Consider the following 23,942-nt stretch of genomic DNA (forward strand, 5'->3'; position numbering starts at 1 on the left):
ACCATGTTTAAAATTAATCTCATGCTAAATTTGCAATCACATCGAAAACTTCAAATATACTTTGGCTTGAATTTTGACGTTATGGTAACAGTCAATCGAGAACAGCGTAGAACACTATGAGTCGAAAAAACCTCCTTATTGTTCCCATTATTCTGGGAGCATTTTCCGTATTAGTTGCACAAGAGACCCAGATTTATTCGCATGACGATAAGGCTTTTCAAGATGCATTGACCTTATACAACAATCAACAATACCAAGCGGCCCAAGCTATATTTGAAAAGGTAAAATCCTCTACAAATGATGAGGAAACCGAGGCCAATAGTGCGTATTATTCTGCAAATGCAGCTATTCGTTTAAACCAACGTGGTGCAGATAAGATGATGGAAGATTTTGTGAAAAGTTATCCCACATCAACCAAACGTAATTCTGCTTTCCTGGATGTTGCCGATTATTATTTTGAAACTGGAAAATATCCATATGCATTAAAATGGTACAAGAAAGTAGACCAATCCGCTATGTCAAATGCAGACAAAGAGCGATTTAATTTCAATAATGGTTATGCTTTATATTCCTCCCGTAGACCCAAGGAAGCCGAAAGATATTTAAGTAAGGTTAGTACATCTCAGAAATATGGGTCCCAAGCCAAATATTATTTGGGCTATATCGCTTATGAACAAGATGACTATGATGAAGCCAGTGCCAGATTTGACCAAATCACAGATCCTGAGCTGCTCAACGAAAAATTATCATATTACCAAGCAGACTTAAATTTTAAGCTGGGAAATTTTGAAGAAGCCATTGCCATGGCCCAAAAACAACTCCCAAAATCGGATCGCAAAGAGATTTCAGAATTGAATAAGATCATTGGGGAGAGTTACTTCAACATGGAACAATATGATCAAGCACTTCCCTATTTAAAGAAGTATAGGGGGAGAAGGGGTAAATTGAGCAATACGGACTATTATCTAATGGGGTATAGTCATTATAAGCAAGGCGATTTTGAGGGGGCTATCCAACAATTCAATAAGATTATTGGTGGGACTAATAGTGTCTCGCAGAATGCATATTATCATTTGGCTGAATGCTATCTTAAATTGGATAAAAAACCGGAGGCACTGAATGCGTTTCGAAATGCTTCGCAGATGGATTTTAGCCCGGAAATAGAAAAGGATGCATGGTTGAATTATGCCCGTTTAAGTTATGAAATAGGGAATGCGTATGAACCAGTACCCGAGGTGATGACGGCTTATCTGAAAAAGTATCCTAAAGATGAGCACCAAGAAGAAATCCAAGAACTTTTGGTCGATTCCTATATTACTTCAAGAAATTTTGAAGGGGCCATGGAACTCCTTGAGAAAAACAAGGGTTTTGCCAGTAAGGAGACCTATCAAAAAGTGGCATTTTACCGCGGGATAGAACTTTTTCTAGAAGGAGATTATGAGCCTGCCCTAGAACGCTTTACAAAATCTATCCGGAGTGCTGAAAATCCAAATTTTGAGGCAAGAGCTATGTATTGGAAGGCTGAAAGCAATTATAGATTGAATCGATTTGAAGACGCACTTTCTGATTTTAAGTCATTCCAAGGAATGTCAGCGGCACAAAACTTGGAAGAGTTTTCAGATATTGATTATAACCTTGGATATGCACAATTCAAGCTAAAAAATTATTCCAATGCAATTTCTCATTTTAATAACGCTGCCCAATCCAATACAATAGATGATCAAAAAATAGGGGACAGCTATGTGCGTTTAGGCGATAGTTATTTTGTGACCAGTAAATACAACGCCGCTCTGAATTCGTATGATGAAGCAGCAAAACTCAATGGCCCAGAGCGGGATTATGCTGCTTTTCAAAAAACACTTTGTCATGGCTTCATGGGAAAAAGTACTGCCAAGATTGAAGGTTTGAATCAGTTCTTGGTACGTTATCCTAAATCGACACTGCGAGATGACGCCTTGTTTGAATTGGGGAATTCGTATATCAAGGCTGAAAATGAAGCCCAAGGTCTTCAAACTTATGACCGTTTAATCGACGAGTATGCTAGAAGTAAGTTTGCACCCAGAGGTATGCTTCGGCAAGGTTTGGTCCACTATAATGCCAATCGTAACAACCAAGCCTTGGAGAAATTGCGCGGTGTAGTACAAAATTACCCCAACACCCAAGAGGCCAAACAGGCAGTGGCTACGGCTAAACTTGTATATGTAGATGAAGGAAGAGTGAGTGAGTTTGCAGCTTGGGTTCGAAATTTGGATTTTGTTGAGGTGACGGATGCCGAATTGGATAACGCAAGTTTTGAATCCGCCGATCGCAAAAATGCGGAAGGAAAAACTGATGCGGCAATGCGTGGGTTTGAGGATTATTTAAAGCAATTTCCGAACGGAATCCATGTGCAGCAGGTCAATTTTAATTTGGCACAGCTATATTTCTCCAAGAACAGGAAGGATGAAGCGCTGGATAAATACAAGTATGTAGCAGATAGCGGTAATGGCGATTACAAAGAACAAGCGCTTACAAGAGTGTGTGAGATTTATGTGGGCAAACAAGATTACGATTCGGCAATTCCCTATTTGGAACAACTAGAGTCCATAGCTGAAATTGACCAGAACAGGACTTTTGCACAATCCAACCTTATGAAGGGGTACTATGGTCAAAAGAACTATGACCGCACTTTGGCATATGCAGAGAAGGTACTGAACGCGCCAAAAATCGATAATCGAATTAAAAGTGATGCCCAGATAATGATTGCTCGTTCTGCAATTCAAACGAATGATGAACGGTTGGCAGAAACGGCTTACCAGGAAGTCAAAAAGATTGCCTCAGGAGCCTTGGCTGCAGAAGCTTGGTATTTTGATGCCTATTTTAAAAATCAGAACCAAGATTATGAGGCATCGAATGTGGCAGTTCAGAAATTGGCGAAAGACTACTCAGCGCACAAGGAATGGGGAGGAAAAGGGCTAATTATCATGGCCAAGAATTTTTATGCCTTGGAGGATGCCTTTCAAGCTACCTACATATTGGAGAGTGTGATTGCCAATTTTGCCGAGTATGACGATATCGTTGCCGAAGCAGAAGGGGAGCTGTCCTTGATAAAATCCAAGGAAGCCCAACGGAATTCATCAGTAGATCCAGGCAACTAATACGAGACACCATGACAAGGAATAACTATATATTTTCAATTTTCTTTTTGAGCTTTTGGGGAGCAATTTTTGCTCAAGAAACCGATGATATAGGTACTGAAACGGTAACGGTGGTCAAACCTTATTCACCTACCGTTTCGGATGCCTTTAAAATCAAGTCTGCTCCAAACTTGAATGATTCAATCGTATTGAAGAAAAAACCGGTCAACTACAGTATTTTTTCTGTTCCGGTAGCCTCTACCTTCACTCCGGCAAAAGGAAAAGCTTCCAAAGTGAAGCGCACGCCACCACCAACCTTGTATAATTCGTATGCATCAGTAGGCTTGGGCAATTACAATAATGCCCTTGTAGATGTATACACAAGTAGGACCTTTAACCGTGGAGAGGATTTATTGGATTTTGGATTGAGTCATCATTCTTCTAGAGGAGATATTGAATCCACACCGTTGGATGCTGATTTTTACAATACAAAATTGGATGTTTCCTATGCAAAAAAGGACAGGGATATGGATTGGGGTGCAAGCTTGGGTTTACAGCATCAGCTTTCCAATTGGTATGGTATAGAAAATGGCAGTTTTGATGATGCTACGGTTGCTGCTATTGACGAAACCCAAAATTACTTCAATGCACAAGCAAAAGCGCATATCAACCTGGAGGATTCATTTTTCAAAAGCGGTGAAGTGTTGCTAAGGCGATTTTGGGATGCAACGGACTCTGGGGAGAACAGGGTGGTTTTACAACCTTCCATTGAATTGCCAATCACCGAAGAATTGATAACCATCAATATGAAGGTTGATTATGTCAGCGGTAATTTCCAGAATAGCTCCCTGAATAATACAACCAACATAGGTGAGATAAACTATGGCCAATTTCAAGTAGGGGTCAATCCTAGTTTATTAGTCCTGCGTGATGACCTTACCTTGAATCTGGGAGCCAACTTTGTTTATGGAATGGATTCAGAAAACAATGATTCCAATTTTTATCTCTATCCTGCGGTCACAGCATCATATCGGGTGACGGAAGAAACGGTAATTGCATATGGAGGAATTGAAGGTCAATTAACGCAGAATTCCTATTATGATTTTGTGCAGGAGAATCCATATGTTTCACCTACCTTGGAAATACAACCCACCGATAAGCAATATGAAGGGTATTTAGGATTAAAAGGCCAACTGACTTCAAATATCGGTTATAACTTAAAGGGGTCTTATACTGCAGAAAACAGAAGACCGCTTTTCTTTCTAAATCCGCAGAATCTTTTTCGTACTGATGAAAAAGGCTATTATTACGGCAATTCCTTCCAGGTGTTTTACGATGATCTGAAAACTCTAGGTTTATTTGGAGAATTGAATATTGATGTGAATCGTAACTTCACTATGGGAATCAATGCGGAATTCTATGACTATGATACAGAAACAGATAATCCTGCTTGGAACTTACCTAGCATAAAAGGGTCACTTTTCATGGATTATCAAATCAATGAACAATGGTTTTTAGGTGCTAACTTGTTTTATGTAGGTGAACGGGATGATTTGGTTGCCCAGGCAATTCAAAATGCAACGCCCTCGGAATTTCCTGCTACCATTGTTACCTTGGATGGGTTTTTTGATGCCAATGCGCATGCGGGTTATCGATTTAATGATCAATTGTCCGTTTTCCTTAAGGCTTCCAACATAGCCAATAACAATTATCAGCGATGGGCCAACTTTAGGGTACAAGGATTCCAGGCATTGGCGGGTGTTTCGTATAAGTTTGACTTCTAATTTGTAGGAAAATACAATAAATAACACGTTTTGTCGTTATTACATGACCTTCAATTCATTTGTTGTAAATGTATTGTAGACCCCACTTGGATTGGAAATCATGCGATTGCGATTCAGCTACATATTGACCAACCTCACACTTCTGCTGTTTTTTTATACGGCGGTGGCCCAAAATCTTGTGCACAATGGCGGCTTTGAAGATTTTGTGGAATGCCCTATAAAAATGAGCAATCTCAACGGAGATACCGAACATTGGAGTGCCCCCACTTTGGGTACCACAGACTATTTCAATGAATGTAGTAAAACCAAATTGGGAATACCCTTGAATTTTAAAGGCAAACAAGAAGCCTATGAAGGTGTTGCCTATGCTGGACTTTATTTGTTTGCCCCTAAGGATTATCGTGAATACATACAGGTTCCTTTAAAGGAAACCTTAAAAAAAGGACACCGGTATCGTCTGAGTCTGTCTTTGAGTCTTTCAGAAAAGTCAGATGGCGCGGTAATGGACATTGGGGCCGTTTTTTCCCAAAAACCACTTTCCATACATACCAAACGGCAATTGTCAAACGCGGTGCTGGCGTCCAATCAAACAAGAACTAGTCATGCCAAACAATTTTCTGCAACTGGGTTTTACGATGACAAGACCAATTGGATGCAAGTAAGTATTGATTTAGTGGCCAGAGGATTTGAAAACCATCTCGTATTAGGGAATTTCAAAAGTAACGGGGGAACACACTATTTGGATTTTGGTAAAAAAACAACACGAGGCGAAGGATATTCCTACTACTATTTGGACGATGTCTCCTTGGTATATTTAGGTCCGGATTACCAACCTGATCAGAGTTATGTTCTAAATCATGTGAACTTTGATTTTGATCGCTTTGAGCTGGAACCTAAAGCTAAGCAGAGCTTAAAAGATGTTTTCGACTATTTGAAGAAAAACCCGAAGCTTAAGGTTTCCATAAGTGGTCATACAGATGATCAAGGGTCTGAAGAATACAATGATGTACTTTCTAAGCAGCGTGCCCGAACAGTTGCCAGATATCTTATGCGACTGGGTTTGGAATCCAAACGAATCAGTTCGGAAGGCTATGGTAACAAATTACCCTTAGACAGTGCGTTGACAGACAAAGCACGTCGAAAAAACCGTCGAGTGGAATTTGTTATGACGGAATTTGAGGATCAATAGGTTTTCTCAAGGAATTGGAATAGGAGCTTATTCGTGATCGCTGCCGTTTTCTTCCAGTATTGCTTTCATATCCATATCGTATTCCAGAACGATTGCACCCGTACTTCCGCCCTCTAACACAAAAAAAGTCTCGGTTTGGTATCCTTGGGATTGAATGTTGATTTTCCAATGGAAATCTTTCTCACTGCTTAAGGAAAAGGAGCCATCAAAATCTGTGTAAACAACACTGTCAGTAGCATGTAATTGGATAGAAGCGCGATAAATTGGGAAGCCTAATTCATCGACAATTTTACCTCTAATTTGGTTTTGTCCAAAACCAAAACAAGGTATTAAGCCTAATACAAGCATAAAAGAAACTATGCGCATTACAGCAAGATTTGGACTATAGTAACGAATAGATTGGTAACATAGTATATTGATTATCATGATTTTGGGATATCAAAATTCCTCATAGAAAACAATACAATACCACATTCTTCGTTAAAAGATATAGCACGAGAGCCTAAAATCGTAAATATTATGCATTGTAAGGTTACTCGTTTTTTATTGGTCTTCGTTTTTATCATGTTTTTGAGAAACAGCATGTTAGCCCAAAATTTGATAGCAAATCATAGTTTTGAAAATTATAAAAACTGCCCGGTAAGTATCTCAGGTTTTGAGGCCTTATTGGAAGATGTTTCATTGGCTTCCTCCAGTTCAGGAGACTATTTCAACCAATGTGGGTCATTGGATTTTGATGTTCCAGCCAATTTTAAGGGAACGCAGGATGCTGCGGATGGTTCAGCATATGTGGGATTATACTATTACGCACTTAATGACTATCGCGAGTACGCCCAATTGAATACAACCAAGACCTTAAGACCTGACCACCCCTATAAAATCAGTTTGAAGGTAAGTCTAGCAGAGACGTCCAGTTTGGCCATTAAGAATATGTCCATTTACCTGGTGAACTCTAAAGTGAAATTACCAAATAGCAATGCGCTTACACGTTCCCGTATGGATATGCAGGACGGTGTACAATTTCATGAAGTGAAATTAGAAGCGAACAATACACTTTCCAATACAGATGATTGGGTGACTCTAACAGCTGAATTTGATGCAAAAGGTTTTGAAAACCATATCATCATTGGAAATTTCAATACCAATTCCAATACAGAACTATTAGGAAAAGAAGGACCAGTGCTTTCTAGTGATTTTTCGTACTACTTCGTGGACAACTTCAATCTTGAAGAATTACCACGGGTTAATTATGATAAAGATAAAATCTATGTATTGGAACGTGATCCGTTTGAGCCTAAAGGTTATGAGTTGGATAATGAGGCCATTGCAAGTGTTAAGAAAATATTCAAGTACCTAAAAGAAAATGCAGAGGTGCAAATGAAAATCACAGGACATTCCGATAGTGTTGACCAACCAGGCTACGCCAAATTTATCTCTTCTCTAAGGGCAAGGGCAGTGGCACTTTATTTGACCAAAATGGGCATAGATGATAGTAGGATTGTCTGGGAAGGTGTTGGTGATACGCGACCATTGGGTAATGAGAAATTAAAGCAAAATCCACTGGAAGATAGACGGGTAGAATTTGTGATGACGGATAATAAAAACTAAAATTCCTATATACCCTTATTGGCATGTAGCGGTGCAAATTCATCCATGTCTAAATAACATTGGCGAAATCAGTTCGCTTTGTTTCGGACGTTACAAATTCATTTTCTATTTTTGAGAGAAACCATACTAATCCATGAAATTCTCTCTATTGACCCTTTTTGGCGCTCTGCTGTTCATTTCCTGTGATTCCAAGGAAGAAGTTGATCTTATTATTCAAAATGCCAATATCTATACCGTAGATGCTGCTTTTAGTAAAGCTAGTTCTATGGCTGTAGCGGATGGAAAGATTATTGCGGTTTCAGAATCCAATGATTTAGTGAATAAATACAAGTCAAGGAAGTTATGGGATTTACAGGGAAAAACAATTGTCCCTGGATTGATTGATGCCCATTGTCATTTTTATGGTTTGGGACTTACACAACAAGTTGTTGATTTAATAGGGACGAAAAGTTTTGATGAGGTCTTGGAAAGAGTAGAGGCCTTTCAGCGGGAAAAACCATCCAATTTCATTTTAGGCCGAGGTTGGGATCAGAACGATTGGGAAGTCAAAGAATTTCCAACAAAGGAAAAACTAGATGTGATGTTCCCTGATACGCCAATGGCGTTAGAGCGTGTGGATGGTCATGCCTATCTAGTAAATCAAAAAGCACTGGACTTAGCTGGTATTACAGAAAAAACAGAAATTGACGGTGGCGAATTGGTGAAATTAGACGGTAAATTGACTGGGGTATTGGTTGATAATCCAATGGGATTGATTGATGCCGTAATTCCGCAACCTGATAAAAAAACCCAAATCCAAGCGCTTAAGGATGCAGAAAAATTATGCGTGGATTATGGGTTGACTACAGTAAACGATGCTGGATTACATAGAGAAACCATTGAGCTCATTGATAGCTTACAAGGGTCAGGAGATTTGAATATTAGGGTTTATGCCATGGTTAGCAATACGCCAGAGAATTTGGATCATTATTTAACCAAAGGAATCGTAAAAACGAGTAAGCTTAATGTTCGTTCAGTAAAGGTTTATGGTGACGGTGCCTTGGGTTCCAGAGGAGCTGCATTAAGAGCTCCATACTCCGATAAACATGATCATTTTGGAGCCATGGTCACACCAGTAGATAAGATTGAGGAGTTGGCAAATCGAATTGCCGCCACAGCGTATCAAATGAATACCCATGCCATTGGCGATTCTGCCAATATTGTAGTCCTTAGAGCCTATAAGAATGCGCTACAGGGTAAGGAGGACAGGAGATGGAAGGTGGAACATGCCCAAGTGATTTCGGAAACCGATTTTGATTATTTCGAATCAGGAATTATTCCTTCGGTGCAACCAACTCATGCCACAAGTGATATGTATTGGGCGGAGGACAGACTTGGGCCAGAACGTGTTCAAGGAGCCTATGCGTTCAAAAAATTGTTGGACAAAGCTGGTATTGTTGCCTTGGGCACAGATTTTCCTGTAGAGAAAGTAAGCCCTTTTTTAACATTTTATGCTGCGGTGGCGCGCCAAGATTTAGAAAAATATCCAGAGGGCGGATTTCAAATGAAAGATGCATTGACACGCGAAGAAACATTAAGAGGAATGACGATCTGGGCTGCTTACTCCAATTTTGAGGAAGACGAAAAAGGGAGTTTAGAACCTGGGAAAATGGCTGATTTTGTGGTGCTCAGTGACGACATTATGACTATGCCGGTTGATGGTATTCCTAATTTAAAAGCCGAAAAAGTGTACTTGGGAGGTCAGCAAGTGAAATAAAAAAAGCCCCGGAATACCGAGGCTTTCATTTGTGTTTGGAATATCTTAAAGACTCATGTCCAAGGTAACTCTCGTGGTTCCCCAACCCATTACCATATTTCCATTATCGTCAAAAGCAATTGAAAATGCTTCCAAAGACTCATCGCCAATGCTGGCCTTGGCTGGCACTCGAGCTACGTCACCAGCGCTGTCATACGAATAAGCACCCCACTGGTTCAAATTGTTGTTTAGGATTACAGTCCATTCGCCATCACCTGGTATAGTGAATAAGGCATAGGTTCCAGCTTTAACAGCTTTGCCGCCAACAGTCGCGTCTTTGTATAAAGTAAGTTCAGCGGCTTCGTTGGCTCCAGTTCTCCATACCTTGCCAGCAGGTGCTAAATCAGCTAAACTTCTGCCTTTCAGTTGTGGTCGACTGTAAATTACACGTGCAGCTTTCTCAGATACACGATAGCTTGCAGGATACGAAGCTATGTCTGCTGGACTCTTGTCCAATCCGCTGAATTTTTGAGCAGTTGCTTCAGTAGCAAATACCATAGTTAATACTAAAATGGAAAGTGAAAAGATTTTTTTCATGATGATGATTTTTATTGCTCCCAAATCTAGGAGGTAATTAATAGAGGGTTTTATAAAAAGACGTTAAAATTTAACAAGACTTACAAAGTGCAAACTATTATTACGCTTAATCCGATAATAATTACAATAAATAACAAATATGATATATAAAATATTAATATGTAATCAATAATGTATAATTTGTTTTAATATTTACTTTATGAGCGGATATTTGTCTCATAATTGTTACAAACTAATTGAATTATGTGCGGAATTGTATGCGCGTTTGACGTGAAGGAACCAACTGAGGTCTTGAGACCTCAATTATTGGAAATGTCGAAAAAGGTAAGACACCGAGGGCCGGATTGGAGCGGTATTTATGCCGATGAGAAGGCCATTTTGGCTCATGAAAGATTGGCTATTGTAGATCCTGCTTCAGGAAAACAACCTTTATTAAGTGATGATGGTAAGTTGATATTGGCAGCCAATGGGGAAATATATAACCATCAGGAATTAAGAGCTCAATTTGAAGGTAAATACCAATTTAAAACAGCTTCGGACTGCGAAGTTATCTTAGCCTTATATAAAGAGAAAGGGGCTGGATTTGTAGATGAATTGAATGGAATTTTTGGTTTTGCCATTTATGATACTGAAAAAGATGAATATTTCATTGCACGCGACCACATGGGAATCATTCCCCTTTATATTGGTTGGGACAAACATGGGACATTTTATGTGGCTTCAGAATTAAAGGCCTTGGAAGGAACATGTTCTAAAATAGAGTTATTCCCTCCTGGGCATTATTTACATAGTTCGGATGGTGAATTCAAGCAATGGTACCAACGGGATTGGATGGAGTATGAGGCAGTAAAAGAAAACCATACCAGTATTGCAGAAGTACGAGAAGCACTAGAGGCCGCAGTACATAGACAATTGATGTCCGATGTGCCCTATGGAGTTTTACTTTCCGGAGGATTGGATTCATCGGTAACTTCAGCAATTGCAAAGAAGTACTCCCAAAAGCGCATTGAATCTGGCGATACCAAAGACGCTTGGTGGCCGCAACTGCATTCGTTTTCTGTTGGATTGGAAGGTTCTCCAGATTTAGCGGCTGCTCAAAAGGTGGCGGATCATATTGGCACCGTACATCATGAAATAAAATTTACCATTCAGGAAGGTTTGGATGCCATCAAAGATGTGATCTATAACCTTGAAACATATGACATAACCACGATTAGGGCCTCAACGCCGATGTACTTAATGGCAAGGGTAATCAAATCCATGGGGATAAAAATGGTCTTGTCCGGTGAGGGAGCCGATGAATTGTTCGGAGGATATTTGTATTTCCATAAAGCGCCAAGCCCCAAGGATTTTCATGAAGAGACCGTAAGGAAATTGGAAAAACTCCATATGTATGATTGCCTACGTGCCAACAAATCTTTGGCAGCTTGGGGAATTGAAGGGCGAGTACCGTTTTTAGACAAGGAGTTTATGGATGTAGCCATGCGCATTAACCCTAAAGACAAAATGATCAATGGAGAGCGTATGGAAAAATGGGTAGTACGAAAGGCATTTGAATCCTATTTGCCGGAAAGTGTTGCCTGGAGACAAAAAGAACAATTCTCTGATGGTGTAGGCTATAGCTGGATTGATACGCTAAAACAGCTTGTAGAAGATGAAGTGTCGGATAAACAATTGGCAAATGCCCTTTACAAATTCCCGATACAAACACCTACCACTAAGGAGGAATATTATTATCGTTCCATTTTCGAAGGGCACTTCCCTTCAGATGCAGCGGCATTAAGTGTGCCACAAGAGCCATCAGTGGCTTGTAGCACCAAAATAGCCTTGGAATGGGACGAAGCCTTCAAGAACATGAACGACCCGTCCGGAAGGGCAGTTGCCAATGTTCATGAAGATGCATACGTAAAATAGCGACGCCAATTTACGTTACGTAGAGGAAGATGCTGTTTTGTTTCATTTTCAATTAGTCAGAAAAGCCCCTTTTTAAAGGGGCTTTTTAGTTGGAAATCATCGAATAGTATCCTTTGGCTTTTCCACAATTATTTGTTGATAACTTGAAGGGTCAAATCGACCTGAAACACCTAATTACATTGGGTATTAGTTATATTTGTAAGATTTGAAAATTTCAAGGCAAAATAAGATAGATGTATGAGCGAAGAAGCTAAAAAAAATCAATATTCCGCGGATAGTATCCAGGCCCTAGAGGGAATGGAACACGTGAGAATGCGCCCCTCCATGTATATAGGTGATGTTGGAACAAGAGGGCTGCATCATTTGGTCTATGAAGTAGTGGATAACTCCATTGATGAAGCTATGGGTGGTCACTGTGACACCATAGAAGTCATTATAAACGAAGATAACTCCATCACTACCAAAGATAATGGTAGAGGTATACCTGTAGGACTCCATAAGAAAGAAGGTGTTTCTGCACTAGAAGTGGTAATGACCAAGATTGGAGCTGGAGGTAAATTTGATAAAGATTCCTATAAAGTTTCCGGTGGACTCCACGGTGTGGGTGTTTCCTGTGTGAATGCCCTTTCTAGCCATCTTAAGGCCGTAGTACATCGTGAAGGGAAAGTTTGGGAGCAGGAATATGAAAGAGGGAAAACGCTTTATCCTGTAAAAAGCACGGGAACAACATCTGAAACAGGTACCACGGTTACCTTTATGCCGGATGATACCATATTTACCCAAACTACGGAATATAGTTATGATACCTTGGCGAATAGGATGCGAGAACTAGCCTATTTGAACAAAGGTGTAACCATATCACTTACGGATAGGAGAAATAAGGATGAAAAAGGTGAATTTATTTCAGAAACCTTCTTTTCTGAAGAAGGATTGAAAGAATTCATCAAGTTCTTGGATGAAACAAGGGAACCATTGATCCAAAGGGTAATTTCCATGGAAGGCGAGAAAAATGGCATTCCTGTGGAGGTTGCCATGATCTACAATACCGGGTTTTCCGAAAACCTTCATTCCTATGTGAACAATATCAACACCCATGAAGGAGGAACCCATTTATCCGGATTTAGACGTGGTTTGACCACAACACTTAAAAAGTACGCGGATAACTCTGGCTTACTTGACAAGTTGAAATTTGAAATATCAGGAGATGACTTCCGTGAGGGATTAACGGCCATTGTTTCGGTAAAGGTTGCAGAACCGCAATTTGAGGGGCAGACCAAGACCAAGTTAGGGAATAGGGAAGTAACCAGTGCGGTTAGTCAAGCCGTTTCAGAAATGCTAACGGATTATTTGGAGGAAAATCCAGATGATGCCAAGCAAATTGTAGAGAAGGTGAAATTAGCTGCGCAAGCACGCCATGCAGCGGCAAAGGCCCGTGAAATGGTACAGCGTAAGAACCCAATGAGTGTTGGTGGACTTCCTGGAAAACTTTCCGATTGCTCAGAACAAGATCCTACCAAATGTGAGGTATTCCTTGTGGAGGGAGATTCTGCAGGTGGAACGGCAAAACAAGGTCGTGACCGAAATTTCCAAGCTATTTTGCCCTTAAGAGGTAAAATTCTGAATGTTGAGAAGGCCATGCAGCACAAGGTTTTTGAAAACGAGGAAATCAAAAACATTTACACGGCACTTGGCGTTACAATAGGAACCGAAGAGGATAGTAAAGCTTTGAATTTGGAGAAACTTCGCTATCATAAGGTTGTGATCATGTGTGATGCGGACGTCGATGGTAGTCACATTGAAACCCTGATTTTGACCTTTTTCTTCCGCTATATGCGAGAATTGATTGAAAATGGACACGTTTACATTGCTACACCACCACTTTATTTAGTGAAAAAAGGTTCTAAAAAACGTTACGCTTGGAATGATGAGGAGCGTGATGAAATTGTAGAATCCATGAAAGGTGGGGCTGGTATTCAGAGATATAAAGGTCTTGGGGAAATGAACGCCGAACAACTTTGGGATACCACCATGAATCCAGACTTCAGAACCCTGCGTCAAGTAACCATTGAAAATGCAACTGAGACGGACCGAATCTTCTCCATGCTAATGGGGGATGAGGTGCCACCAAGACGTGAGTTTATAGAGAAAAATGCGGTTTATGCCAATATAGACGCATAAGAAGTGTTCATCACTTGATAGAAAATCCCAGGATGCCCCCTGGGATTTTTTTATGCTTATTGCCATACAAATTCACCATTTTCAACTGACCAGTCATTACCAAAGAATCCTGCACATTTTACGCCATCGGTACCAAAATCCATAATTGCATTGCTGAATAAAAGCAAATCGGGATAAGACGTACCATTTAGTAAATAATGGTTGCTATAAATCGCTTTCAGTCCATCAATTCCGGTGGCGGCTATAACTCCAACACTTGCATTATCACTATCTGGTCTCGGAACGATAAAATACATCCCCCATTCACTTCCCTTGATTGTCTTATCTCCAATCTTAACTTGATTGCCTTTGATAGCTACTGGGGAATTCTTAAGCAGTTTTGACCAGGCAGAATTCGTATCGCTATTGCCATAAATAATAATATTCCGATCAGAAAAATCCTTGAGTTTGAAATCTTTGTCCGCAATCATTTCTACTGAACCGTTGGCTCTGTAATAAAAAGTTTCTGCATCTAATCTAGCCTTATTGTAGTACCACTGGTTTTCAATTTCAGTTCCGCCAGTTGCATAGACAAACACCATTTGATTGGTAAAGGCATCTTTGAATCCTCCATTTCTATGCGGACCTTTTTCAGTTTTGGCAAATGTTTCAACTGTTTTCCAACTTCCGCTATCCTGCTTTAAATGGATTTTGGATGCATTCGAAACTCTTATGGAATCATTATCAATCACAATCCGTTGGGCATCTCCAATAATATCTGACAGGTCCAAACTTAGCCCTGAAACGTTGGCGGTGGTAAAAATTGGGTATTCGCTTTTTGAATAAGTAAGGGAACTTACCTCGAATGGCTTCTCCTGTTGTTCTATGGTTGCAAAATGCGATTTTGCTGATACACCAGGGGAGGCGGTGTAGAATTCCATTTTATTCATTGTAGAATCCATTGGAATGCTTCGTTGTTTGAATAATTCAAAAATAGGAGGCCAATCCATACTATGGTCACCATACCAGTGTGTACCTCCGGGATATTCATAATAGGTGAAATCCGGGTGGAATTGACCAAGTACTTCCCGCATTTCACGGGCAATAAAGGTTGGAACCACATTATCCACTTCCCCGTGCAAAACATAAATGCCATGTTGGAGATAGTTTCGTTTTAAAGTTAAGGTACGACTTGGATTCCCGGCTCGTGAAATCATATGATCCATGTCTGACAGCTGAGGTTTCTTTTGCATTTCGGCCAACATTTTAGGAGTAATTCCCCAACGTTTAAGTTCTGCTTCACTAGCATTCAGCGCTCTTTTAACGAAGCTATCTCGATATCCCAATAAATCCGGATAGCCTGCACAGGGCGCAATTGCGGCAAACTTATCAGGATAGGTAGCGCCAAGATACCAGGTGCCATGACCGCCCATAGAGTGGCCTGTCAAGTAAATTTTTTGCGGGTCTGGCTCGTAAATTCGTTTTCCTTGCTCCAGTACTTCTAGTGCATCCAAACGTCCCCAATCTTCCCAAGCAAACCCAAAAGGTCTTCTGTTTGTTGGCGCAACCACATGACCCCAGTCCTTTTGTTTGTAAGCATTAGCTTGGTTTACCGCTTCTACAGACGCACCATGAACCGATAGAAACAGTGCTCCATTATTCAACGCTTTGTTGGATGATGGCGCAACGCTGAAGTATTGTACACTGTTGTCTATTTGACTGATAAATGTTCGTTTATGCTTCCCGAATTTGGATTTCAGTTCGATATCGATTTCCTGTTCGTCCAAAAGGACTAGACTTGCATCGTTAAGCTTAAGCTTAATTTTCGATTTGCCAATAGCGCTCCCTGTTGCCAAGGCGGGGATGTCAAAAGCGACTTTGCGCACACTCATTGGGGGTATTGCGGGAATAGTAGTGTTGATTTCAACGTTTCTATGTTCTGTTGCTATCTGATGTGATTTCACCCAAGAATCTGACGCATTGATCACGCGAATAGCACCCTTGTATGCCATGGAATCTTCAACCAAAAGGTCAGGTAAAGTCATATCTCTTTGTGTGAACAACACCGGCTTTTTAGGTTGAATCAAACGTGCTCGAACCCGCGGAAAGCGACCTACTTTCATAATAAATACATTGGTTCCTTTTTTTAATCGAACAGGAATCAAACTATAACCAAAGTCGTAATAATCACCTTCATGCGGAAAGCCATTTATAAGGACTTGGGTGTGTCCGGAAGCTTCAAAAAGGACAACTTGTTCCTGGCTGGATTCATAACTAAAGTAAACGTAGGCACCTCGTAGTTTTGGACTGCTGAAAGTACTGTTTTCACCAACAGCGATTTGAGTCCAACGTTGGGCGGTACCAGTATGATCTACCACTCCAATTTCGTTTTCAACCACCGTTTTTTGGGTCATTAAAAATTCTTTGAAGACTTTTTCGGTGGGGAATGATAGGGAATTAAGCGCATTTCTATTGGTGGGCAGGTAAAGCGCTTTAGAAAATAAATGTAAAACATCACCTTCCTTGACTTCGTTTATTTTTTCCTTCCCGAAATATTCCACAATGTTCCCCTGCCTTTTTTGTCCAGAAAGGATGAGGCAATTGAAGAAAATAATGCTGAGGGTAATTACCCCAAAAATGTTTCGTTTTCCCATTGTTTCTGATTAATGAAGACAGAATGTAAAGATTCAAAACCAGCGATTCAAAAAGAATAGATTACCCTTGTTTATGAGTCGACGGATAACCTGTTTTAAACAACCAACAGTTCTGGCCTAAAGGTTAATTGGCGTGATGTTTTTGCAATTTTATCCCAATTAGCTAGAAGCAATCCACAACGGAGCATACCTAAGTATATAGATAATGGCGTTTCACAACAAAAAATCGGACTAGGGGTAGTGTATTCATAGTTTTGGGAAAAACCTGACAATATGAAAAAGTTAGTTCTTTTAATGACATTGATTTGTGCTTCCCATGGAATAGCACAATCCAATTTGAATGATCTTCTGGCCGCGGGCCTAAATGATGCAGAGCGTTTTACAACTGCCTGGTTGGCGCCGGTTACAGAAGCCAGTGTTTACAGTATCTCCAATGGATGGTACAATTCCGCAGATGCCAAACCCTTAGGCGGATTTGAAGTTTCCATCGTTGGGAATATCACAGGTTTCAAAAACAAGGACGATAAAAAATCATTTACGCTCAATACCGCGGACTATGAAAACCTGACCTTTACGGATGGTAGTACTTCTAAGGAAGTTGCTACGGCTTTAGGGGATATAGAAGGAATTGATGTGGCCATTAACGCCTTGGTTGAGGGACAACCGGTAAGTGCAACCTTTGAATTGCCTTCAGGTCTTGCTTCCGAAGACATCAATTTTGTTCCATCAGGATATATCCAAGCTAGTGTTGGTTTGATTAAGGGAACGGAGGTAAAAGCAAGGTTTCTTCCTAAAATCAATACCGATGACGTGAAAATTGGATTGTACGGTTTTGGAATCCAACATGATTTTACCAAACACTTACCCGCAGACAAATTATTACCAGTCGCAATTTCGGCTGTTATTGGATATACAAATTTGAGCGGCGAATATGATTTTACCAGCACAGATGTAATTGCAGGGGAAAACCAACGTTTGGATGCTTCCTTTAGTTCTTGGAATTTCAGTGCAGTGGTTTCCACAAGATTGCCTGTAATCAACTTCTATGGTGGTCTGAACTATATCACGGGTAAATCAGATACAAACATCCTAGGTCGCTACGAAATAGAAACCATAGCCCAACCTATTGTATACAACGACCCTTTTACCATTAACAATAAGGTTAGCGGTGTATCCGGAAACATAGGAACCAAGTTGAAACTTGGATTCTTTAGACTTAATGCAGATTATAACATTTCCGAGTTCAGTACTTTGACATTTGGAATCAACTTTGGATTTAGATAAAATAACCGAACCATATCCAGTAATAAAGAAGGCCCCGACAATCGTCGGGGCCTCCTATTTTCATATGGTGGGTCTTCTTCTACTCCCTAGTGGCGAAGACAGTACCATTCTCCAGGGCTAAGATTTCGGGTTCATTGGTTTCTTCAAGACTAACCACAACATCGGAAACTTCTTCATGGGAATACGTTATAGTGTAAACACCATTGTCCTCAGACCATTTAAAATCGGTATAAAATGTTAGGTTAGCATCTGTGTAGGTCTGGTATCTTCCAAGGTAAACATCATTGAAAATCCATTCCTCACGGGTAGAATTGCCGCTTTTATTGCTGTTTGCATTTGCATCGTTTTTTACCCAAATCCCTAAAATGGGATCGTTGTTTTCTGGAATACTGGTACAATTGCTTATCGCAATTATAGATGCAATGGCCAACAATGAAAAGAACTTCTTCATAGTTAAGTAGGTTAAATCTAATTTGGGACTACTAGAACGATACGGGTTTGAAAAGTATTGTTGAAAATTCGATGTATGGTCATTCGGAATCCCATTTCTTCGGTGAACGACACATTTTCTTAACATTATGAATACTTTACCTACAAAGAACACAATGCAAATAATGTGTTAGATATGGTAAAAAGTCAGGTTTATTCTCTGCTAAATGCCTTATTTTTGAACGTTTAAAATAAAATCTAAAAAAAATGAAAGTTACCGTAGTTGGAGCAGGTGCAGTTGGGGCAAGCTGTGCGGAATATATTGCAATGAAAAATTTTGCTTCTGAAGTAGTTTTATTGGACATCAAGGAAGGTTATGCCGAAGGAAAAGCCATGGACTTGATGCAAACGGCTTCGTTGAATGGATTTGATACTAAAATCACTGGAACCACCAATGATTATGCAAAAACTGCGGGCAGTGATATTGCGGTAATTACATCTGGTATCCCAAGAAAACCAGGAATGACAAGAGAAGAATTAATCGGTATAAATGCTGGTATCGTTAAAACGGTTTCCTCTAGTCTTTTAGAGCATTCTCCAAATGCAATTTTGATAGTGGTCAGTAACCCAATGGATACCATGACCTACCTTGTTCACAAAACAACAAACCTTCCTAAGCACCGAATTATCGGTATGGGAGGTGCATTGGACAGCGCACGTTTCAAGTATCGTTTGGCGGAAGCATTAGGTGCTCCAATTTCAGATGTTGACGGTATGGTAATCGGCGGTCATAGCGATAAAGGGATGGTGCCACTTATCGGACATGCTACCAGAAATAGTGTAAAAGTCTCTGAATTTTTAGATGGTGACAAAATGGACTGGGTAGTTCAAGAAACCAAAGTAGGTGGTGCTACATTAACCAAATTATTGGGAACTAGTGCGTGGTACGCCCCTGGAGCTGCAGTTTCTGGATTGGTACAAGCCATTGCATGTGATCAAAAGAAAATGTTCCCATGTTCCGCACTTTTGGAAGGGGAATACGGATTGAATGACCTTAGTATAGGTGTTCCTGTAATCCTAGGTAAAAACGGAATTGAGAAAATTGTTGAAATTGAGTTAAGTGAGGCTGAAAAAGCCAAGATGCAGGAAAGTGCCGAAGGTGTTAAGAAAACCAACGGTCTTTTGCAGTTGTAAGCGCACTTTTTTTCAATTGCTAAATGTCATTTTGAATTCAAGGGAAGAAGCGATTTTGATGTTTTCTTCTTTCGGATTTGAAATGACATTTTTGTTTTAACAGTCTGCAGCCGCTTCCTTATTGCAATTCCCGCAATTTCTATTGGCAAATCTTATGGGAAATGATATATTTGCACGCTGTTTAGGAAAACATCATAAAAATTTAATAATCAATGCAAAATAAAGGACTTATAAAGCTTTTTGCGCTCCTTTTTGGATTAGTGAGCATTTATCAGCTATCCTATACTTTCATTACAAGTAAATTGGAACAGGACGCTGAAACCTATGCGATTAGCCAGATTTCGGAAGCTGAGGAAGATTATGTAGCAAAGCGTGAAGCTTTAGAAGCGTCGTATTTGGATTCCATTGGACCTAATCCAATTTTGGGTTTTACCAGCTACGATGACGCAAAAAAGAAGGAACTAAACAAAGGATTGGACCTTAAAGGTGGTATTAACGTAACGCTACAAATATCCGTGAAGGATATTTTGAAAGGGCTAGCGAACAATACTAAAAATCCTGTTTTCAATAGAGCTTTGGCTGATGCAGATACTGCATCCAAGAATAGTCCAGATACGTATTTGGAACTGTTTTTTGACGCCTTTGATGCTATTAAGGGTGATGCCAAATTAGCCTCCCCGGATATATTTGCAAATAAAGGCTTAAGTGATGTCATCAATTTCCAAATGACGGATGATCAGGTTAAACCTATCATTCGCACAAAAATTGATGAATCCATAGTTTCTGCGTTTGAAGTTCTTCGTGAGCGTATTGATGGATTTGGGGTTACGCAACCAAATATCCAGAGAGAAGGTAATTCTGGACGTATCTTGGTTGAATTGCCAGGTGCAAGGGATATTGCTAGGGCACAAGAATTATTGTCCAGTACTGCGCAGTTGGAATTCTGGGAAACGTACTCCCAAAACAATGTGAGTTTAGGAGCTTTCTTTGGTTCGGCCAATGAAAGATTGAAGGAGATATTGGAACCTGTTGAGGAAGAAGAAGTTGCTGCAACGCCAGAATCTGAAATAGATTCCTTATTATCCGATGTTGCACAGGATTCATTGGATTTATCGCCACAAGTCAATCCATTGATTGGCAAATTGATTCCGCCAAATCCAGGAAGTCATGCCATTGCAAGAGCTTTGGTTTCTGATACTGCTGAAATAGGAGGCTATCTAAGAATGCGCGAAATCAGAAGGTTGTTGCCAGCTGATGTGCAATTCACCAAGTTTCTATGGGAGCGACCAGCAAAAGATGTTGAGATCGTTGAGTTGTTTGCATTGAAATCAAATAGAGACGGTTCACCAAGAATAAGCGGGGATGTTGTATCCGATGCACAAGATACTTTTGATCAGTACAATAAGCCTGCTGTAAGTATGACCATGAATACACGTGGTGCCAAGGAGTGGGAAAAACTGACGGGTGATGCCTATAACAATCAAACAGGTATCGCTATTGTACTGGATAATAAGGTATATACTGCTCCTGGAGTGTCTTCTGGACCTATTTCAGGTGGTCGCTCGGAAATCACAGGAACTTTTACGGTAAACGAAACCAAGGATATTGCCAACGTATTACGTGCAGGTAAATTACCTGCTTCGGCAGAAATCATTCAATCTGAAGTTGTAGGTCCATCATTGGGTCAAGAAGCCATTGATAGTGGTTTCATGTCCTTCTTGATTGCTATGGGATTTGTATTGGTATGGATGATATTCTATTATGGAAAAGCAGGAATCTTTGCGGATATTGCCTTGATTCTGAACATCCTTTTGATTTTTGGAGTATTGACAAGTCTTGGAGCTGTACTGACACTTCCTGGTATTGCCGGTATTGTATTGACCATTGGTATGTCTGTGGATGCGAACGTACTTATTTTTGAGCGTATCAAGGAAGAGTTGGCTCGAGGAAAAGGAAAAGCGCAAGCGGTTGCGGATGGTTTCAGTAATGCATTGTCTTCCATTTTGGATGCGAACATCACTACAGGTCTTACCGCGATTATCCTATTTATATTCGGGTCAGGTCCTATCAAAGGATTTGCCACTACACTTTTAATTGGTATTGTAACTTCATTGTTCACGGCCATTTTCATTACAAGGCTAATGGTGGATACTTATATCGCCAAAAAGGGTAGAAACTTGGATTTCTCTACAGCACTAACCAAGAATCTATTCAGAAATCTAAGCATCAATTTCTTAGGTAAAAGAAAGATTGCTTACATCATATCCTTTATTTTGGTAGGTGTTGGCGTATTCTCGCTATTTACCACAGGTTTACAACAAGGAGTTGATTTTGTTGGAGGACGTTCTTATCAAATCCGATTTGAAAGAGCAGTTAATCCTTCTGAAATTGCATCTGAGTTAAATGAAGTTTTCGGTAGTGGTACCAATGTGAAAACTTTTGGTGAGGCCAATCAGATTAAGGTTACTACACCATATAAGGTTGATGTAGAAGGAATAGAGGTAGATAACGAGATTCAAGATAAATTATATACCACTTTGCAGAAGTATTTGCCAGACGGTACCTCCTTTGAGGACTTTACCGTTGGTGCTTCAGAGCGATCCATTGGTATTTTACAATCCGTAAAAGTAGGTCCTACTATTGCGGATGATATCAAGAACAATGCATTTTTGGCCATTATTGGTTCATTGGCTGTCGTATTCCTATATATCTTATTCAGATTTAGAAAATGGCAGTTCTCACTAGGTGCGGTAATTGCAGTTTTCCACGATGTTATGTTTGTACTTGGAATTTTCTCCTTGACAGGAAAAATCATGCCATTCAACATGGAAATTGACCAAGCCTTTATTGCAGCTATCCTTACGGTAATTGGTTATTCCCTGAACGATACGGTGGTTGTATTTGACCGTATACGTGAGATTGTAAATCTAAAAGGTTGGAATAATGGAGAAAACATTAACCAAGCTTTGAACAGTACATTAAGTAGAACGTTGAATACATCTTTAACAACATTGATTGTATTGTTGGCCATCTTCACATTTGGTGGGGAAAGTCTACAAGGATTTATGTTCGCCATGATCATTGGTGTATTGGTGGGTACGTATTCATCCGTGTTCATCGCAACGCCAATCATGTTCGATGCATTGAAAAAGAAAATCGGTTCAGCTAAAGAGTAAGGGTTGAACAACTCATAAAAAAAGCCATCAACTTGTTGATGGCTTTTTTATTGCTGTAAATCTTTGGCCATGGCTTGAAACAAGAAATCCTCTTTTCCAATACTAAAGTCGTGATCTCCTAGTATTGTAAAACCGTTTTTTTCATAAAAGCGAATTGCTCGGGCATTCGCTTTCAGAACCGACAACCATATTTTTTCAAACCCCTCTTTTTTAGCGCGTTCCAGAAGTGTTTCCTGCAACGGTCCACCCACTTTTTTTGAAAGGTAATCCTTGAGGACATAGATTTTTTGTAATTGGCAGCAAGTGGCTGTCGAAATGAACTTTGAAGGTGAGTGTAATTTTAATTTGGCGTAACCTACTGGGATTTCATTATAATGTGCTAACCAGAATATGTTATTGGCTTTGGTAAGGCTGGTTTTTAGTTTGGATACATTGAATGTATGGTCCAAATAGGTCTCTAAATCATTTGGATCATTGAAATAGTGCCCAAACGTGTCAGTAAATGTAGTCCGGGCAAGTAATGCAATTAATGGAGCGTCATTGGTTGTAGCCTCTCTTATTTGAATCATTTCGGATAGTTCTCTAGATTTTCCAAGATTTGTTTGTCATGATGTGTCACATGATAAATGGTGAAATACAACATTTCCCGTAATGTCAATTTACCCATGGCAGGATGTTTGACCAAATAGGTGTCCAAGTGGGTTTCTTCAAAATTTTGAAGCCCATGTACTAAATCATTTATCGCGTTGTGAAGATTTTCAAAGTGCCCAGAGCGCTCAGCAAATGCGATTTTTGTTGGGATAAATCGTTCAGGCAATACAAAATCCTTCAGGGTGACTAAAACTGCCAAGTAATCCGAAACCAATTGATCATAACTTCTACTCACCCTATTAGACAAACCATATTTTTCTTGTAACACGGTAAGATCTGTGTTATAAATTTTGGCAGTTGGGTTTACGGACTTCAATATATGGTCCAATTGTTGTCCAGCGGTCCATTTGTTTCCTGGTATTCGCTCAAAATCCACGGCGGAAAGACCGTCCAACTTGTTGGTGAATCTATAATGATTAAGTTCCAGGTGTTTTCTAATTTCCTTTTTATCCAT

At 40.0% G+C, this 23,942-nt stretch carries 16 protein-coding genes; 10 read left to right on the forward strand and 6 right to left on the reverse strand.

Translation table 11 applies throughout. The features are described from left to right. Positions 1–116: 116 nt before the first annotated feature. From M3P19_RS01015 to M3P19_RS01025, 3 genes are all read left to right on the forward strand, one after another. A complete protein-coding gene (locus tag M3P19_RS01015) occupies positions 117–3,137 on the forward strand; it encodes a tetratricopeptide repeat protein (protein ID WP_249655752.1) in 3,021 nt (1,006 codons plus the stop codon). Positions 3,138–3,148: 11 nt separating this feature from the next. Next, positions 3,149–4,900 carry a TonB-dependent receptor gene (locus M3P19_RS01020; RefSeq protein ID WP_249655753.1) on the forward strand — a complete coding sequence of 584 codons (1,752 nt, stop codon included), beginning with the start codon at positions 3,149–3,151 and terminating at the stop codon, positions 4,898–4,900. Between the two features lie 100 nt (positions 4,901–5,000). Further along, positions 5,001–6,089 (forward strand): OmpA family protein, encoded by a 1,089-nt coding sequence (locus M3P19_RS01025; RefSeq protein ID WP_249655754.1) that lies wholly within the window; start codon positions 5,001–5,003, stop codon positions 6,087–6,089. Positions 6,090–6,116: 27 nt separating this feature from the next. On the opposite strand, the gene M3P19_RS01030 is transcribed toward M3P19_RS01025, so the two are convergent. Next, complete coding sequence (locus tag M3P19_RS01030; RefSeq protein ID WP_249655755.1) at positions 6,117–6,455, reverse strand: carboxypeptidase-like regulatory domain-containing protein; 339 nt, start codon at positions 6,453–6,455, stop codon at positions 6,117–6,119. Between the two features lie 153 nt (positions 6,456–6,608). On the opposite strand from M3P19_RS01030, the gene M3P19_RS01035 reads away from it, so the two are divergent. After that, positions 6,609–7,697 carry an OmpA family protein gene (locus tag M3P19_RS01035; protein WP_249655756.1) on the forward strand — a complete coding sequence of 363 codons (1,089 nt, stop codon included), beginning with the start codon at positions 6,609–6,611 and terminating at the stop codon, positions 7,695–7,697. Positions 7,698–7,830: 133 nt separating this feature from the next. Continuing rightward, positions 7,831–9,453: an amidohydrolase gene (locus tag M3P19_RS01040; protein WP_249655757.1), complete on the forward strand. Its 1,623-nt coding sequence runs from the start codon at positions 7,831–7,833 to the stop codon at positions 9,451–9,453. A gap of 45 nt (positions 9,454–9,498) precedes the next feature. Here M3P19_RS01040 and M3P19_RS01045 read toward each other — a convergent pair whose 3' ends face one another. Further along, the gene (locus tag M3P19_RS01045; RefSeq protein ID WP_249655758.1) at positions 9,499–10,029 is read right to left on the reverse strand and encodes a DUF2911 domain-containing protein; all 531 of its coding nucleotides are present in this window, start codon (positions 10,027–10,029) and stop codon (positions 9,499–9,501) included. Between the two features lie 243 nt (positions 10,030–10,272). On the opposite strand from M3P19_RS01045, the gene asnB reads away from it, so the two are divergent. Both asnB and gyrB read left to right on the forward strand, forming a co-directional pair. Continuing rightward, entirely contained in the window at positions 10,273–11,943 is a 1,671-nt protein-coding gene (gene asnB, locus M3P19_RS01050) for an asparagine synthase B (protein ID WP_249655759.1), read from the forward strand. Between the two features lie 237 nt (positions 11,944–12,180). Further along, a complete protein-coding gene (gene gyrB, locus M3P19_RS01055) occupies positions 12,181–14,121 on the forward strand; it encodes a DNA topoisomerase (ATP-hydrolyzing) subunit B (protein ID WP_249655760.1) in 1,941 nt (646 codons plus the stop codon). A 56-nt stretch (positions 14,122–14,177) separates the two neighbouring features. On the opposite strand, the gene M3P19_RS01060 is transcribed toward gyrB, so the two are convergent. Beyond that, the gene (locus tag M3P19_RS01060; protein ID WP_249655761.1) at positions 14,178–16,754 is read right to left on the reverse strand and encodes a carboxylesterase family protein; all 2,577 of its coding nucleotides are present in this window, start codon (positions 16,752–16,754) and stop codon (positions 14,178–14,180) included. Positions 16,755–17,027: 273 nt separating this feature from the next. On the opposite strand from M3P19_RS01060, the gene M3P19_RS01065 reads away from it, so the two are divergent. Continuing rightward, entirely contained in the window at positions 17,028–18,038 is a 1,011-nt protein-coding gene (locus tag M3P19_RS01065; protein ID WP_249655762.1) for a DUF6588 family protein, read from the forward strand. A gap of 79 nt (positions 18,039–18,117) precedes the next feature. On the opposite strand, the gene M3P19_RS01070 is transcribed toward M3P19_RS01065, so the two are convergent. Next, on the reverse strand, positions 18,118–18,489 hold the full coding sequence (locus M3P19_RS01070; RefSeq protein ID WP_249655763.1) for a hypothetical protein: 372 nt from the start codon (positions 18,487–18,489) through the stop codon (positions 18,118–18,120). A gap of 245 nt (positions 18,490–18,734) precedes the next feature. On the opposite strand from M3P19_RS01070, the gene mdh reads away from it, so the two are divergent. Both mdh and secDF read left to right on the forward strand, forming a co-directional pair. After that, positions 18,735–19,661 carry a malate dehydrogenase gene (gene mdh, locus M3P19_RS01075; protein ID WP_249655764.1) on the forward strand — a complete coding sequence of 309 codons (927 nt, stop codon included), beginning with the start codon at positions 18,735–18,737 and terminating at the stop codon, positions 19,659–19,661. Between the two features lie 212 nt (positions 19,662–19,873). Beyond that, positions 19,874–22,837: a protein translocase subunit SecDF gene (secDF, locus tag M3P19_RS01080; RefSeq protein ID WP_249655765.1), complete on the forward strand. Its 2,964-nt coding sequence runs from the start codon at positions 19,874–19,876 to the stop codon at positions 22,835–22,837. Between the two features lie 47 nt (positions 22,838–22,884). Here secDF and M3P19_RS01085 read toward each other — a convergent pair whose 3' ends face one another. Both M3P19_RS01085 and M3P19_RS01090 read right to left on the reverse strand, forming a co-directional pair. Next, positions 22,885–23,406, reverse strand: a complete 522-nt coding sequence (locus M3P19_RS01085) for a GNAT family N-acetyltransferase (RefSeq protein WP_249655766.1) — start codon at positions 23,404–23,406, stop codon at positions 22,885–22,887. Further along, positions 23,403–23,942, reverse strand: a complete 540-nt coding sequence (locus M3P19_RS01090; protein WP_249655767.1) for a DinB family protein — start codon at positions 23,940–23,942, stop codon at positions 23,403–23,405. The genes M3P19_RS01085 and M3P19_RS01090 overlap by 4 nt, the downstream gene beginning before the upstream one ends.

This window comes from Flagellimonas spongiicola (assembly GCF_023502425.1).
Lineage (GTDB): Bacteria > Bacteroidota > Bacteroidia > Flavobacteriales > Flavobacteriaceae > Flagellimonas > Flagellimonas spongiicola.